The sequence below is a fragment of the Actinophytocola xinjiangensis genome (assembly GCF_001921215.1).
GTDB classification, from domain to species: Bacteria; Actinomycetota; Actinomycetes; order Mycobacteriales; family Pseudonocardiaceae; genus Actinophytocola; species Actinophytocola xinjiangensis.
On the sequence record NZ_MSIF01000002.1, the window covers coordinates 678,606 to 693,018 of the forward strand.

The 14,413-nt window shown below is 74.5% G+C and carries 14 protein-coding genes; 8 read left to right on the forward strand and 6 right to left on the reverse strand.

Features of this window, described 5'->3' with window-relative positions:
• Positions 1 to 60 precede the first annotated feature (60 nt).
• The 6 genes from BLA60_RS07840 to BLA60_RS07865 are packed head-to-tail and all read right to left on the reverse strand — an operon-like array spanning position 61 to position 5,684.
• Positions 61 to 468: a DUF6917 domain-containing protein gene (locus BLA60_RS07840; RefSeq protein WP_075132038.1), complete on the reverse strand. Its 408-nt coding sequence runs from the start codon at positions 466 to 468 to the stop codon at positions 61 to 63.
• The gene (locus BLA60_RS07845; RefSeq protein WP_075132039.1) at positions 461 to 1,384 is read right to left on the reverse strand and encodes a Gfo/Idh/MocA family protein; all 924 of its coding nucleotides are present in this window, start codon (positions 1,382 to 1,384) and stop codon (positions 461 to 463) included. The genes BLA60_RS07840 and BLA60_RS07845 overlap by 8 nt, the downstream gene beginning before the upstream one ends.
• Entirely contained in the window at positions 1,384 to 2,505 is a 1,122-nt protein-coding gene (locus tag BLA60_RS07850) for an Ldh family oxidoreductase (protein WP_075132040.1), read from the reverse strand. The genes BLA60_RS07845 and BLA60_RS07850 overlap by 1 nt, the downstream gene beginning before the upstream one ends.
• Complete coding sequence (locus BLA60_RS07855; RefSeq protein ID WP_075132041.1) at positions 2,502 to 3,794, reverse strand: M20/M25/M40 family metallo-hydrolase; 1,293 nt, start codon at positions 3,792 to 3,794, stop codon at positions 2,502 to 2,504. Before BLA60_RS07855 ends, BLA60_RS07850 begins: the two co-directional genes overlap by 4 nt.
• Positions 3,791 to 4,642: a sugar phosphate isomerase/epimerase family protein gene (locus BLA60_RS07860; RefSeq protein ID WP_075132042.1), complete on the reverse strand. Its 852-nt coding sequence runs from the start codon at positions 4,640 to 4,642 to the stop codon at positions 3,791 to 3,793. Before BLA60_RS07860 ends, BLA60_RS07855 begins: the two co-directional genes overlap by 4 nt.
• The gene (locus tag BLA60_RS07865) at positions 4,635 to 5,684 is read right to left on the reverse strand and encodes a Gfo/Idh/MocA family protein (protein ID WP_075132043.1); all 1,050 of its coding nucleotides are present in this window, start codon (positions 5,682 to 5,684) and stop codon (positions 4,635 to 4,637) included. The genes BLA60_RS07860 and BLA60_RS07865 overlap by 8 nt, the downstream gene beginning before the upstream one ends.
• Before the next feature lie 192 nt (positions 5,685 to 5,876).
• On the opposite strand from BLA60_RS07865, the gene BLA60_RS07870 reads away from it, so the two are divergent.
• From BLA60_RS07870 to BLA60_RS07905, 8 genes are read left to right on the forward strand one after another with little or no spacing between them, the layout of a single operon-like run.
• A complete protein-coding gene (locus BLA60_RS07870) occupies positions 5,877 to 7,067 on the forward strand; it encodes a DegT/DnrJ/EryC1/StrS family aminotransferase (protein ID WP_075132044.1) in 1,191 nt (396 codons plus the stop codon).
• On the forward strand, positions 7,064 to 8,218 hold the full coding sequence (locus BLA60_RS07875; RefSeq protein ID WP_075132045.1) for a DegT/DnrJ/EryC1/StrS family aminotransferase: 1,155 nt from the start codon (positions 7,064 to 7,066) through the stop codon (positions 8,216 to 8,218). The genes BLA60_RS07870 and BLA60_RS07875 overlap by 4 nt, the downstream gene beginning before the upstream one ends.
• Before the next feature lie 33 nt (positions 8,219 to 8,251).
• Positions 8,252 to 8,941 carry a class I SAM-dependent methyltransferase gene (locus BLA60_RS07880; protein WP_245811871.1) on the forward strand — a complete coding sequence of 230 codons (690 nt, stop codon included), beginning with the start codon at positions 8,252 to 8,254 and terminating at the stop codon, positions 8,939 to 8,941.
• Positions 8,938 to 9,873, forward strand: a complete 936-nt coding sequence (locus tag BLA60_RS07885) for a UbiA family prenyltransferase (protein WP_075132046.1) — start codon at positions 8,938 to 8,940, stop codon at positions 9,871 to 9,873. Before BLA60_RS07880 ends, BLA60_RS07885 begins: the two co-directional genes overlap by 4 nt.
• Positions 9,873 to 11,231: a protoporphyrinogen/coproporphyrinogen oxidase gene (locus BLA60_RS07890; protein WP_075132047.1), complete on the forward strand. Its 1,359-nt coding sequence runs from the start codon at positions 9,873 to 9,875 to the stop codon at positions 11,229 to 11,231. The genes BLA60_RS07885 and BLA60_RS07890 overlap by 1 nt, the downstream gene beginning before the upstream one ends.
• Positions 11,228 to 12,835: a class I adenylate-forming enzyme family protein gene (locus tag BLA60_RS07895; RefSeq protein WP_245811872.1), complete on the forward strand. Its 1,608-nt coding sequence runs from the start codon at positions 11,228 to 11,230 to the stop codon at positions 12,833 to 12,835. The genes BLA60_RS07890 and BLA60_RS07895 overlap by 4 nt, the downstream gene beginning before the upstream one ends.
• Entirely contained in the window at positions 12,826 to 13,602 is a 777-nt protein-coding gene (locus tag BLA60_RS07900; protein WP_075132048.1) for a class I SAM-dependent methyltransferase, read from the forward strand. Before BLA60_RS07895 ends, BLA60_RS07900 begins: the two co-directional genes overlap by 10 nt.
• On the forward strand, positions 13,599 to 14,354 hold the full coding sequence (locus BLA60_RS07905) for a CoA transferase (protein ID WP_075132049.1): 756 nt from the start codon (positions 13,599 to 13,601) through the stop codon (positions 14,352 to 14,354). Before BLA60_RS07900 ends, BLA60_RS07905 begins: the two co-directional genes overlap by 4 nt.
• Positions 14,355 to 14,413: the final 59 nt, after the last annotated feature.

The window sequence follows — 14,413 nt, forward strand, 5'->3', positions numbered from 1 at the left end:
CACGCGCACGACGAGAAAGGGCCGGTCGCCGAGGGCGACCGGCCCTTTCTCGTCGGGGTCTCAGTAGCGGTCGGGCTGGCGGAACACGATCCGCTGCTCGGGCAGCAGGCCCAGCTCCGGGCCGGTGCGCGGGGCCGGGGTGGCGACCAGGATGTTGTAGTGGTTGGGCAGGTGGCAGCCGTCGAAGCCGAGAACGGTGCCGACCGGTCGGCCCTCGACGTGCAGCACGTCGCCCCGGTCGATCACCCCGGCGGCGGTCACCTCCAGGAACCCGAGGAAGCCGACACGGTCGATGCGGGATCCCGCCGCGGTCTCGTCGTGGTCGGTGGTGACCAGTTCGTGCACCTCGCCCCGGCGCACACAGCGGCTGGCGAAGGGTTCGAGCACCATGCCGCGGTCGTCGCGGCGGTGGACGAGCACCTTCACCAGCACGCCGGTGACCGAGCGTTTCGGGCCGTTCTCACGCATCGAGCGGTACCTCGGTGTCCGACATCCGGTAGCAGGCGTCCACAAGGGACAGTTCGGGCAGGCCGTTCCTCGGCGCGGTGCCCCGGCCGGTGACCGCCGCGACGAAGTCGTCGAGCACGCCGGCGTACTCGTGCCACAGCGAGGCCTTGAACCGTTCGTGGCCGGCGAGCATGTCCGCGCGCAGCACGGTGCCGTCGGCCAGCCGGACCTCCACCTCCTTGACCTCACCCGGGTAGGACCAGTCGAGCTCGACCGAGACCGGCACGCCGTCGACCGACCGCAGCCTGATGCTGGCCTGCCGGTCCACGCCCTTGTCGTCGCGGGCGATCTCGGCGGCGGTGGCGGTCACCGGGCCGAGCAGCAGGTGCGCGAGGTCGAAGGCGTTGGGCCCGTTGTCGGCGACACAGCCACCGCCGCAGCGCTCCGGTTCCAGGTACCAGCGGTCGTCGCCGGTGTGCTCCTCGATGCGCTCCAGGTAGCGGATGCGCACCGACTCGATGGGCCGCCCGGCCAGTTCGCGCACCAGCGCGGTGACGTTGTCGTTGTAGCGCCGGTGGAACGCGCACAGCAGCGGCAGTTGGCGTTCGGCGGCGAAGCGGACGAGGTGCTCGCCCTGTTCGACGGTCAGCGCCAGCGGCTTCTCCACGCACACCGGCAGGCCGGTGGCCAGCGCGTCGTGGCAGACGACCAGGTGCGCGTCGTTGGGGACCGCGACGATCACCGCGTCCAGCGCGGTGCCGGCCAGCATCGACCGGTGGTCGCGGTAGCAGGCGACGTTGCCCCGGTGCGGCGAGAGCGCCGCCTCGTCCTGGTCGCACACCGAGGTCAGCCGGACCGAGGACTTGCCCTGGATGGCCGAGAGGTAGAAGCGGGAGATCACCCCGAGGCCGATCAGGCCCAACCGCAGCGGCCGCATCACGCCACCGCCTCGGGGGCCGCCACGCCGGTCCGCTCGGCCACCGCACGCAGCTCGTCGTACAGCTCGGCGGAGAGCGGAACGCCCTGGCGCCGGTAGAGTTCCGCGCGCTCGGCCTCCGGCCAGCCGGGATAGCGCACCGGTTGTCCATCCTTGGTGGACGGACAGTCGGCGAGCGTGCCGAACAGCACACCGGCGTCGCGCGCGAACCCGCCGCCCGGGCGCAGCAGCTCCGGGGAGATCGCCAGCAGGAACAGCCCGATGTCGTCGTCGCGGCCGGCCGGGCGGCCGTCCCCGAGCAGCGCGTCGCGGTCGGGCCCGAAAGCGGCGCCGGACAGCAGCGCGGACAGCACCTCGACCATCAGCCCCAGGCCGAAACCCTTGTACTCCCCGTTCTCCGGCGTGCCGCCCAGCCAGCGCAGGTGCGCCTCGCCCTGGTCGAACCGCGTCGGGTCGGTCACCGGGAAGCCGGCCTCGTCGGTCAGCCAGCCCAGCGGAACCTCCCGCCCGGCGCGCGCCGCCTCCCGGACCCGCCCGGTCGGCACCACGGTCGTGCTCATGTCCAGGACGAACGGCGGCCCGGCCGGCACCGGGACGGCGACACTGAGCGGGTTGGTGCCCAGCATCGGCAGCCGCCCGCCCGGCGGCCGGGCGATCCGCTGACCGCCGCAGTTGGACGCGATCAGCCCGACCAGGCCGTGCTCGACGGCGCGGGCGGCGTGGTAGCCGGCGCACCCGATGTGCGTGGCGTTGCGCACGCTCACCAGGCCGACGCCGTGCATCCGCGCCCGGTACACCGCCAGGTCCATGGCCGCCCCGGCGGCCCACAACCCCAGCGCGCGGTGCGCGTCGAGCACCACGCACGCCCCGAGGTCGCGCAGCACCTCCAGCTCCGCCCTCGGGTCCACCCTGGACTCGGCGAACAGCGGGAGGTAGAGGCGGGTCAGGTTGGCCAGCCCGTGCGAGCGGGTGCCGGTGAGGTCGCCGTGGCACAGCGCGCCGGCGGCGTCGGCGGCGCGCGGCCCCGGCATTCCGTGGCCGGTGAACACCGCCGTGGTGAAGCCGACCAGATCCGGGTAGGCGACCCTGACCGTGGTGGCGCGCATGGTGGACCGCGTCATCGTGCTCCTCTTCCGTGTGCGGTTCGGTCGCTGGCGAAGCAGCGCAGGATGGCGGCGACCGTGGCGGCGAACCGCTCCAGGTCGTCGAGTTCGACGTACTCGCCGTACGCGTGGGCGTTGTTGCCGGCGAGCGTGCCCGGACCGAGGACCACTGTGGACACTCCGGGCAGGCCGTGCAGCCAGATGGCGTCGCAGGTGAAGGCCGGCTCGTCGGCCGGCCAGGCCGCCACCCCGGCCCGCGCCAGCAGCGCGGCGCACCACGGGTCGTCGCCGGACAGGGCCGGCAGACCGCGTTTGTGCCACTCCAGGGTGGTGACGACGGCGGCGTCGCGGGCGGTGCGGGCGAAGCCGTCGACCCCGGCGAACCGGGCGGCGAACTCGGCGATGCCCTCGTCCAGCGCGGTGTGCACCGCCGACTCGAGGCGGGCGCCGGCCGGGGTGGTGGCGTAGGCGAGGTTGAGCAGCAGTTGCCCGGTGCCGTAGACCCGGTTGTGCATCAGCCCGGTGTGCAGGCCGGCGACACAGACCCGGGTGTCGGTCGTGGACAGTGTGTGGGCGAGGTGCTGGGCGAGGAAGCCGAGCAGGACCGTGGCGTTGTGGCCGGCGCCAGGCTGGTCGTCGACGGCGTCGCTGCCGCGCGCGGACACGCAGGCGGTCATCGCGGCGGTGGCCCGGGTGAGGTAGCGCAGGCCGGTCGGCTCGCAGAACACGTTGAGCCGCCCGTAGTGGCCGGCCTCGACCAGCGGCCGGGTGCCGATGGTGCCCATCGCGCCGCCCTCCTCGCCGGCCACGGCCTGCACCAGGACCCCGACGTCGCGGCCGATCGCCGGGTCGGCCTCGACCGCGGCGCGGATCCCGGCCAGCAGCGCGACGGCCGGGCCCTTGGCGTCGACCGCGCCCCGGCCGGTGAACCGGGCGCCGTCGAACCCGACCGGCTCGTCGCCGTCGACGGTGTCCAGGTGGACGTTGAACATGACGGTCGAGGCGGTCGGGCACCGGCCGAGGCGCAGCACCAGGTTCGGCTGCTCCGCGAGGAAAGCGCTGTCCTGGGCGGCGGCCCGGCGCACGGCGAGCGGCACGTCGGCGCGGGTGGCGTACTCGGGCTGCGCGGGCGCGTGGTGGGCGACGGTGAGCCCGAGACGGGCGGCGGCCTCGGCGTAGGCGTGCTGGGCAGGCCACAGGCCACCAGGCCGGCCGTTCTCCAGCGGGTTGACCGTCGGCTCGGCCAGCAGGCGCAGCAACAGGTCCCGCTCGTGGTCGAGCAGCCGAACCCGAGGTCCGCCGGTCATCCCCGCTGCCCCGCGAACAGGCCCGCGACCAGCCCGTCGAGCGCCCGGCCGGCGGCCACGAACCGGTCCGCCGCGTCCCCGGCGACGCCGCCGCCCTCGTGCGGCACGCACGCCAGGTGCGGTTCCAGCGACAGCGCGCCCCGGTAGCCGTGGTCGAACAGCAGGCCAAGGCAGTCGGCGACCCGGGCGTCGCCGTCGCCGGGCAGGGTGTAGACGGTGTGCTCGCCGCCGCCGGTGGCGTCCTTCACGTGGACGTGGGCGACGTGCGCGACGACCTCACGCAGCAGGTCGAGCGCCGGGTAGCCGTGGGCGATCCCGTTGCCGGTGTCGAACAGCAGGGCGAGGGCGGGGCTGGCGACGGCGTCGAGCAGGTCCAGCACGCGTTCGGCGTGCGAACCGGCCCAGCCGGAGCAGTTCTCGTGCAGCAGGACGATCCCGGCGCGTTCGGCGCGGCCGGCCAGGACCCGGACCCGCTCGACGACCCGGTCGCGCCAGTCGCGCTCGCCGAGCCCGGCGTTGGGGTAGGACATGATCCGCAGGTAGCGGCAGCCCAGCGTGGCGCAGCGGCGGGCCAGCACGTCGAACTCGGCCAGGTCATCGCCGAACGGGTCGGTGACCGTCCGTGCCCAGTTGCCGATCCGGGAGTCGACGCAGACCACCTCCAGCCCGGCCACCGCGTCGGCGACCCCGGCGAAGGTCCGCTCGTCGAGGTCGGCCAGCGCGACCCCGCCCACCGACCGCAGCTCGATCGCCGTCCAGTCCAGTGTGGACAGCGCGGCGAGCTGGTCGGTGAGCGCGGCGCCGGCCTCGTCGCCGATACCGGCGAGAGTCAGTGGTTGTTCAGGCATGGCGGATCGCGTCCCTCCCATGCCACACCATCCTGCCGGCGGTGGCGACCAGGCCACGGTCGCCGGTGATCTCCGGGCGGGACTTGGCGGCGGCCAGGAGACGGACCACGTCCACGGCCAGACCGAGGTCGGCGGGGCGGACGTCGCCGGGGGTGGCGAAGGCGCGGTAGGCGTCCAGCAGGTAGCCGCCGAGCGAGTCGTCGGGGAAGACCGTGTGCTCGTGGTGGCCGTCGGCGGCGACCATCAGCTGGGCGTGGTCGTCGTCGGCGGCCACGGCGTAGTTGCCGGTGGCGGTGCCGTGCTCGAAGCGCAGCGTGATCCGGCGCTCCCGGACCGGGGCGGCCAGGTCGGACATCAGGTGGGTGCGCACCCCGCTGGCGTGGCGCAGGCGGACGCCGGCACCGCCAAGGCGCGGCACCCGGCGGTCGGGCAGCACCAGGTCCGCGCAGCTGGCGGCGAACACCTGCGCCGGGCCGGCCAGGCGCAGCACCACGCCCAGCGAGTGGGGCAGTTCGACGTCGAAGGCCGTGGGGTGGCCGGTGGTGGACAGCGAGCGGCGGAAGCGGGGCTTGCTCTGCACCACCGACACCGTGCGCAGCCGGCCCAGCCGCGCGTCGTGCACCAGGGTGGCCAGGCGCCGGGTCAGCTCGGAGGCCAGCCACGGCGCCACCACCGCCAGGCGCAGGCCGTGGCGCTCGCGCAGGCGCAGGATCTCGTCCAGGTCGTACTCGTCGGCGGCCAGCGGCTTCTCCACGATCACGTTCCGGAAGCCGTACCGGGCCAGGTCGGTGAGCACCGCCACCCTGGCCGTCGGCGGCGTGCAGACATGGGTGACGGTGACCGTCGGGTCGAGCAGCGCGGCCGCCTCCGCGACCGAGGTGACCCACGTGACGTCCTCCGTGCGGCGTTGCCCGGCCGGGTCACAGCCCACGATCGGCGCGTCGGCGAACAGGCCGGGGCCGGCCGTGGCCCGCAGCCGGCGCAGCACCGGCAGGTGCAGGCCAGCGCCCGACCTGCCCAGGCCGATGACCAGCGACCGCATGTGTCTCCTCGGTATTGGACGAATGACGCGCAATTGCGTCCGACCACCGACATTTCCTTCCCGGGTGCGGGGTGTCAAGGGCACGACTCGCGGCCGTCGCTGGAAAGAGTGAACTCTGCGCGGCGCTGTCCCCGGTAGGCGCGATAAGTCGACTGATCGTGCTTACCATCGGGGCCGACCGATGCGAGACGCGTGAAGTGGGGAGCGGCGGCGTTGTTGTCCGGAAATAAGACGGTCCCGTTCTTCTCGCAATCAGCGACCTTCGCCGAGCTCTGGCCCGATATTTGTCAGCAGGTCGACGACGTGATTCGCGTAGGGAAATACTCCCACGGGCACAAGGTCGCCGAGTTCGAGCAGGCGCTGGCCGACTACACCGGCGCGACGCACGTGGTCGCGGTCAACAGCGGTACCGACGCCCTGGTGCTGGCCCTGCGCGCGGCCGGCCTGGCCCCCGGCGACGAGGTGATCGTGCCGGCGTTCAGCTTCGTGGCCTCCGCGTCCTCGGTCGTGCTCGCCGGCGGACGCCCGGTGTTCGCCGACATCGAGCCCGACACCTACGGCCTCGACCCGGCCGCCGCGGCCGACGCCGTCACCTCTACCAGCGGTTTCGTCATGCCGGCCCATCTGTTCTGCCAGCTGGCCGACCTCGGCGGGATCGGCGCCCTCGCCCGCCGGCACGGCCTGACGGTCATCGAGGACAGCGCCGAGGCCATCGGCATGCGCTGGGACGGGACCCACGCCGGGCTGGTCGGCCGGGCCGGCGTGCTGTCCTTCTTCCCGTCCAAGACCCTCGGTGCCCTCGGCGACGCCGGCGCCCTGCTCACCCACGACGCCCGGGTCGCCGAAACGGCGGCGGCGCTGCGTCACCACGGCCGGTTCGGGGCGACCCTCAACAATTTCCCCGGCATTTCCAACACGACCACTCTCAGTGGCATGAACAGCAAGATGGACGACATTCAGGCGGCTGTTCTGGTGGCGAAGCTCACTCGGCTGGAGGCCGACATAAAACGGCGGGCGCTGTTGGCCCAGGCATACCGGCAACGATTGGCCGGTATCCCTGGTGTTCTTCGGCTACCGACCGTGGTGCGTCGCGATGTGCCGACCACCGACGTTTTCTACGTCTTCGTCATCGAGGTCGAACAACGTGTTGAGTTGATCGAATACCTGGCCGGTGAAGGTATCGGGACCGAGACCTACTATCCCGTTCCGCTGCACCTGCAGCCCTGTTTCGCCGGCCTGGGTCACCGGCCGGGGCAGTTCCCGGTCGCCGAGCGGGCCTGCCGGCACACGCTGGCCCTGCCGCTCTACCCCGACCTCGGCCTGGACGGCGTCGGCGCGGTGTGCGACGCGATCGCCCGCTTCTACACCGGGCGGGCGGCATGAGCGCGCCGCCGGCCGTCGTCCATCTGCCGTTCTTCCCGCCCGACCTGTTCGACGACGACCGCGACGTGCTGCTCGACGTGCTCCGCGAGGTGGGCCTTGACCCCGAGCAGCGGTTCATCCTCGGCGGGCGCACCGCCCGCTTCGAACGGGCGCTCACCACCTGGCTGACCCGCGACACCACTGTGGACCGTCCGGTCGAGACGGTCGCCTGCGGCAGCGGGACCGGCGCGCTCGGCCTGGTGCTCCAGGCGATGGGCGTCGGTCCGGGGGTGGAGGTCGTGGTGCCGGCGTTCGGCTGCGCGCCGCTGGCGGCCAGCGTGGTCAACCTGGGCGCCACCCCGGTCTTCGCCGACATCGACCCACTCACGATGGTGATCGACCCGGACGACGCGCGATGCTCGGTGACCGGGCGCACCGGCGCGATCGTCGCCGCGCACATGTTCTCCGTGATGGCCGACATGCCCCGCTTCCGGGAGATCGCCACCCACCACGGCCTGCGGCTGGTCGAGGACGCCGCCGTCGCCCAGGGCGCGGCGCTCGCCGGCCGCCCGGCCGGGCTGTGGGGCGACGCTGGGCTGTTCTCCTTCGTCCAGGTCAAGACGTTCGGCATGCCCGGCGAGGGCGGGGTCGTGGTGACCGGCGACCCCGCACTGGCCTCGGCGGTGCGGATGCTGCGCAACCATGGCCAGGACGGCAGGCAGCGGTTCGTGCACCACCGGGTCGGCCACAACAGCCGCTTCGACGAGATCCAGGCCGCCTTCCAACTGCACCGCCTGCCCGCGCTCGCCGGCCGGCTCGCGCGGCGGGCGGCGATCGCCGAGTACTACACCGAACGGTTCGCGCCGCTGCCCGGCATCACGCCCCCACCGCCGGGCCGCGAGGGCCGCGGCTACTACGTGTACTCGCTGCTGGCCACCGACCGGGACGCGCTGCGCGACCACCTGGCCGGCCGGGGGATCGGCGCGCACGTCTACTACCCCGACCCGCTGCCGCACCAGCCGGCGTTCGCCGGGTTCGCCCCGCCGGGCCGGCGCTGGCCGCACGCCGAGCAGGCCGCCGCCACCACCCTGGCCATCCCGGTCTACCCGCACCTGAGCGACGCCCAGGTCGAGTACGTCGCCGACGCGGTGGCCGAGTTCGCCCGCCGCTGACCGACACCCCCCAACCCCCCGAGAGGAGAACCCGTGCGGCCACACACCGAGCAGGTCCAGCGCACCATCCCCCAACCGAGGCACCGCATCCCCGGCCCGGCCGAGATCGTCGAGGAGTGGCGCCGACGCTCCGCCCGCCCCGGCCTGACCAGCGTGATGCGCGCCTCCCAGCCGGTGGAGCTGGCGGCCGGGGTCACCGAGGAGACCCGCCGGCTGGTCGGCGACCACCTGCGGGCCACCTCGTCGCTGCTGGGCCGGCCGGTGTCCTCGGCCGTGGAGATCGGCTGCGGCATCGGGCGGATCACCCCGACCATCGCCAAGCACGCCGAGCACGTGCTGGCCCTGGACCTGACCGAGGAGATGATCGCCCAGGCCCGCGCGGCCTGCGTGGACCTGCCCAACGTCGAGTTCCTCCAGCGCCCGGCCCAGCGGCTGCCGATCGGCGGGCAGCGGGTGGACGTCGCGGTGTGCGTGTGGGTGCTGATGCACGTGCTCGACGACGCGCTGCTCGCCGCCGCCTGCCAGGGCATCGCCCGCTCGGCGCGGTACCTGTCGCTGGTCGAGTACGAGCACGCGGCGGTCCCGGTCGGCCCGTTCTCCCGGCTGCGCAGCATCGGCCAGTACCTGGCGCTGCTGCCCGGCTCCGAGCTGGTCGAGTGCCGCGAGCTGGGTTACGGCGGCGACCGGTCGTTCGCCGCGCTGATCGCGCTGGACCGGTCGTGACCGCCGTCTCGACGCCGCCGGTCACCGGCAGACCGGGGGCCTACGCGCGGCTGGCCAAGCTCGACGTCTTCGACTACTACCTCAGCGCCGTGCTGGTGTGGACGCTGCTGGTGCCGGCGGCCCGGTTCGACGGCCAGGTGCTCGGCGTGCTGGTGGTGTTCCTGGCCGGCGAGGTGCTGCTCATGGCCGCGCTGGTCGCCCTGGACGACCTGACCGGTTACCGCGACGGCAGCGACCTGGTCAACTACGCCCCGGACGCGCCGGCCCGCCGCGCGTGCCGCAAGCCGCTGGTGGCCGGCACGCTGACCGAGGCGCAGGTCGTGCGCTTCGCCGTGGTGACCACGGCGCTGGGCGCCGCGTTGTGGCTGGTGGCGGTGATCGCCGCGCCGTTCGAGCCGACGTGGGCGCTGCTGGTGACCGGCGTGACGCTCGTGCTGTACCCGCAGTACTCGTGGGGGCTCAAGCTGAGCTACCGGGGGTTCCAGGAGCTGTACATCGCCGCGTTGGGCTGGGCGCTGGTGCTCGCCCCGTACGGGCTGCTGGCCGGTGACCTGCCCGGCTTCGTGCTGGTGCAGGCCCTGCTGTTCGGGCTCGGGCCGCTGCTGTTCGGGGTGTACTCGAACACCAACGACATCGCCGGTGACCGCGCGGTCGGCCGGCCGACGGTCGCGGTGCTGACCTCCCCGCGCGGCAACGCGGCGTTCGTCGCGGCCGTGTCGCTGGTGGAGTTCGCGCTGATCCTGGGGGCGCCGCTGGTCGGCGCGCCGTGGTGGTTCCCGCTGGCGATGCTGCCGACGATGGTGTTGCGCGCCAACCAGTACGCCCTCGGTTTCCGCCGCCGCGACATCCTGCGCGCGCGCCGGCTGGGCATCGGGATCCACCGGGTCACCGTGGTCTGCCTGCTGGCCGTGAACCTGGTGGGAGGCAGCTGATGGACACCGACCTCGACGTCGCCGTGGTCGGTGCCGGTGTCGCCGGGCTCTCGCTGGCCTACCGGCTGCGCCACACCGGCCTGTCGGTGCGGGTGTTCGAGGCGGCCGGGCACGTCGGCGGGCGGATGGCCAGCTTCCGTCACCACGGCTACACCGTGGACACCGGCGCCGAGCAGGTGCCGACCCACGGCTACGAGCAGACCTGGCGGCTGCTGCGCGAACTGGGCATGTCGCCGGCCGAGGCGCCGAGGGTCGGCGGTCCGATCGCCGTGTGGCGTGACGGCCGCGGCCGGCCGGGGGTCACCCAGCCGCGCGGGCTGCTGACCGGCGCCGGGCTGTCCCCGCGTGCCCGGCTGGACCTGGCCCGGCTGCTCGCCGCCACGGCCCGGCAGGGCGCGCTCTACGACCCGGACCGGCCGGAGGACACCCCGCTCGGTTCGCGGACCGTCGCCCAGCTCGCCGCCCGCTACCACCCCGACGTCGGCGACTACCAGCTCGGGCCGGTGGTCTCGACGTTCTTCGGCTGGAACCCCGCCCGGTCGGCCGCCGCCCCGTTCGTCAGCCTGATGAACGCCGCCGGGCCGGTCTCGACCTGGCGCACCTACGCCGGCGGCATGGACACCCTGGCCCGCCGGCTGGCCGGGCGGGTCGACGTGGTGACCGGGGCCGGGGTGCGCGAGGTGGTCGCCGGCACCGACAGCGCCCTGGTGCGCACCGACCACCAGACGCTGTGCGCCCGCGCGGTGGTGCTGTGCGTGCCGGCGCCGGTGGCCGCGCAGCTGTACGTGAACGCCCCGGACGGGGAGCGGGAGTTCCTGGCGGCCTGCGGTTTCACCCCGGTGCTGAAGGTCAGCTGCCTGCTGGACCGGCCGCTGGCCCCCGGCCCGCGGCGCCGGACCTACGCGCTGCTGGTGCCGGAGGTGGAACGCGGCGCCGGTGACCCGGTCGGCGCGATCCTCGCCGACCACGTCAAGCACCCGGGCCGCGCGCCGGCCGGGCGGGGGCTGCTCACCGTGATGGCCGCGCCGACGGCGATCCCGGCGCTGTTCGACGCGCCCGACGAGGAGGTCGTGCGGGTGCTGACCACCGCGGCGCAGCGGTACGTGCCCGGCCTCGCCGACGCGACGGTGGTCAACTTCGTGCACCGGTTCCGCCACGGGCTGCCCGAGGCGACGCCCGAGGCGCTGGGGTTGCGCCGCGCGTTCGCCGCGCGCCCGCTGCGGCCGGTCGACTACGCGGGGGACTGGCTGGTGCTGCGGCCCAGCAGCGAGGGCGCGATCCGTACGGCCGCGACGACCGCGGCCAGGATCGCCCGGCTCACCGCCGCCCGGCCCATCGACGTGAAGGAAGCCGTATGAAGCCCACCGACATGGGGACGCTGTTCGAGCAGTGCGCCGAGCGGGGTGTGCGGACCACCGTGCACCTCGACCGGCCGTTCGACATCGCGCCGGAGCGGGGCGTTGACCACGACGTGCCGGGACTGGCCTCGCTGGTCCGTCAGGCCGCCGGCTGGCTGGCCGCCGCCGGCGCCCGGCCCGGTGAGCGGGTGGCGATCGTCAAGGCCAACCACTGGGACAGCGTGCTGCTGGCGTGTGCGGCGGTCCGGCTGGGCGCGCTGCCGGCGCTGGTCGCCGCGTCCCTGCCGGCCGAGACCGTCCAGCTGCTGCTCAAGCGCCTCGACCCGGCCGTGCTGGTCACCGACGCCGCCACGCTCGCCCGCACCCGCGAGGCGGGGACCGACCTCACGGGTCTGGCCCGTCGCACGCTGTGCCTGGACCGGCCGGGTCCCGGCCCGGCGGCCAACATCCTGACGGTGGCCGACGTCCGGGGCTTCGCCGTGCCGCCGCCCTACCGCCGTCACGACGACGAGCCGATGGTCGTGAGCCACACCTCGGGGACCACGGGTGTGCCCAAGCTCGTCGTGCACTCCACCGAGACGCTGGTGCGCCGGCTGGCCCGGTTCGAGGCGGTGCGTTGGCCGGCGCTGGGCGTGCGGCCCAACGACACGGTCGTGCAGGCCGCGTCGTTCGTGCACGGGCGGGCGTTCTGCTGGACGGCGAGCGCGTTGTGCCTGGCGCCGAGGAGGATCGGCATCGTCACCGACTTCGATCCGGTGCGGGCCGAGACGTTCCTGCGGGCGCATCCGCCGACGACGCTGGAGGCCCTGCCGTCGGTGTTCGTCGGTTGGCGGGACCTGGCCTCCGGTGGGGCAAGCCCTTTCCGTGACGTGCGGCTGTTCGCCAGTACCTACGACGCGATGCACCCGCCGGTGGTACGCGCTTTCCTCGCCGCGTCTGCCCGCCGGTTCCCGGTGTGGATGCAGGGGTGGGGGCAGACCGAGACCGGTCCGCTGTCGTTCCGGTTCCTCACCCGGCGGTCGGTCGCGCGGATCGGGGACCGGCACCCGACGACCCGCGACCTCGGCCGGCCGCTGCCGGGACGGGTGGCGCTGCGGGCGGTCGACCCGAGGACCCACCGCCCGGTGCGCGCCGGCGAACCGGGGATCCTGGTGGCCCGCACCAGGTCCCGCTGCCTGGGCTACCTGGGCGAGCAGGAGCGGTGGGCGGCCAAGGTGCGCGACGGCTGGTGGAACACCGGCGACCTGGGCTCGATCAGCCGGACCGGGGCGGTGCGGCTGCTGGACCGGGAGGTCGACGCGGTCGAGGACCTGAGCTGTATCGAGCTGGAGGACGTGATCGAGGACCGGCTGCCCGAGGTGGTCGAGTGCCTGATCGTCGGCGCCCCGGGCCAGCGCCCGCTGCCGGTGGTGATCACCGGGGACGGGCGGCTTGACCCGCCGGCCTGGCGGGCGGCGGTCGCCGACCTGCCGGCGCTGGCCGAGCCGGTCGCGTTGCGCTGGGCCGACGTGCCGCGCACCGGCACCGGCAAGGCCCGCCGGCACGAGCTGGCGCAGGCGCTGCTGGACGCGTCCGGCACGCCGGGGTCGGGCAGGTGGACGTGAACCTGGCGGCGCCGGCCTACGTGTTCGGCCGTGGCGACGCCCGGGAGCAGCACCGGCTGCTGGCCGCCGCGCACGACCCGCTGACCCTGCCCCGGCTGGCCGAGACCGGTGTCGACAGCGGCTGGCGGTGTCTGGACGTGGGCACCGGCGGCGGCACGGTCGCGGCGTGGCTGGCCACCCAGGTCGGCCCGGCGGGGTCGGTGCTGGCGACCGACCTGTCACCCACCTCGGACACCGTGCTGCGCCACGACATCACCCGCGATCCGTTGCCGGACGGCCACTTCGACCTGATCGTGGCGCGCCTGGTGCTGCGCCACCTGCCGGAGCGCGCCGAGGTGCTGGCCAGGCTGGTGGCCGCGCTGGCGCCGGGCGGGTGGTTGCAGATCGACGAGACCGACACCACCTACCAGCCGTGCCTTGACGCCCCCGACCGGCACGCTTTCGCGCTGTACCAACGGTTCATCGCCGCGCGGGACGCGGTGATGGAGCGCGCCGGGGTGGACGCCGGGTACGGCCGGCGGGTGGCCCGCGCGATGCGGTCGGCCGGGCTGGTCGACCTCGACCCGGTGAGCGGTGTCGAGGTGTGGGGGCCGGGGTCGCCGGGGCTGGCGCTGCTGGCACACACCACGGTGCGGCTGCGGGACGGGCTGGTCGCGGTCGGGATGACCGACCGCCAGCTGGCCGAGGTCCGGGAGCTGTTCGAGCAGCCGGGGTTCCGGGCGTCGTCGAGCGTGTACTACTCGGTGCGCGGGCGGCGCGCGTCGTGACCGGGGCACTGACCAGGACGACCAGGACGTCGGTGGCGGCCGGGGTGGCCGCCCGGCTGCTCCGGCCGGTCGCCGACGTGTCCGACGTGGACTGTGAGGTGGACTGGGCGGGTCCGGTGCGGCTGCCGCTGGCCAACGAGGCCGACGTGCAGGCGGCGTGCGGGATCAGCCACGTCCACGGCCGCCGCTACGGCCGGCCGACGCCCCTGCGGGTGGACTACGCGTCGGTGGTCGCCGGGGTGCTGGCCGCCCAGGGCGTGCTGGCCGCGCGGCTGGCCGGCCTGCGGTGGGTGTCGACGTCGGTGGCCCAGGCGGCGCTGCTGTCGGTCTCCCAGTACCTGGCCGGCGCGTCGGTCGGGGAACGCCCGCACGGGCCGGGCGGGCCGCCGTTCACCACCGCCGACGGCCTGCGGTTCGAGCTGGAGACCCTGGACGCCGAGCCGTGGCAACGGTTCTGGTCGGGCCTGGGGGCGCCGTCGGCGGCCGTGCGGGACGGGTGGCGACCGTTCCAGCAGCGGTTCGCCACGGCCTGCTGCCCGCTGCCGCACGCGCTGCACGAGGCCGTCGCGGCCGTCGGGTACCACCAGGTCGTGGAGGCGGCCCGGCAGGCCGGGGTGAGCATCGTGGCGCTGGCCGGCGAGCTGCCGCCGGTGGACCTGCCGCCCTGGCGCGGCACACCGTCCTCGCCACCGACCGGCGCGCCCCGGCCGGAGCGGGCGGCGGGCAGGCGCTGCGGCGACCGGGTGGTGTAGAACGCCTGGCCGTCGGGCGCGTGGTGCTCGGCGAGGTCGGCGACGAGGTTGATCGCCCC

Excerpts from the sequence above, each read along its gene's own strand:
- BLA60_RS07845 (WP_075132039.1), bottom strand. The coding sequence starts at position 1,384 with ATGCGGCCGCTGCGGTTGGGCCTGATCGGCCTCGGGGTGATCTCCCGC.
- BLA60_RS07895 (WP_245811872.1), top strand. The coding sequence starts at position 11,228 with ATGAAGCCCACCGACATGGGGACGCTGTTCGAGCAGTGCGCCGAGCGG.
- BLA60_RS07840 (WP_075132038.1), bottom strand. The coding sequence starts at position 468 with ATGCGTGAGAACGGCCCGAAACGCTCGGTCACCGGCGTGCTGGTGAAG.
- BLA60_RS07855 (WP_075132041.1), bottom strand. The coding sequence starts at position 3,794 with ATGACCGGCGGACCTCGGGTTCGGCTGCTCGACCACGAGCGGGACCTG.
- BLA60_RS07890 (WP_075132047.1), top strand. The coding sequence starts at position 9,873 with ATGGACACCGACCTCGACGTCGCCGTGGTCGGTGCCGGTGTCGCCGGG.
- BLA60_RS07850 (WP_075132040.1), bottom strand. The coding sequence starts at position 2,505 with ATGACGCGGTCCACCATGCGCGCCACCACGGTCAGGGTCGCCTACCCG.
- BLA60_RS07875 (WP_075132045.1), top strand. The coding sequence starts at position 7,064 with ATGAGCGCGCCGCCGGCCGTCGTCCATCTGCCGTTCTTCCCGCCCGAC.
- BLA60_RS07865 (WP_075132043.1), bottom strand. The coding sequence starts at position 5,684 with ATGCGGTCGCTGGTCATCGGCCTGGGCAGGTCGGGCGCTGGCCTGCAC.
- BLA60_RS07860 (WP_075132042.1), bottom strand. The coding sequence starts at position 4,642 with ATGCCTGAACAACCACTGACTCTCGCCGGTATCGGCGACGAGGCCGGC.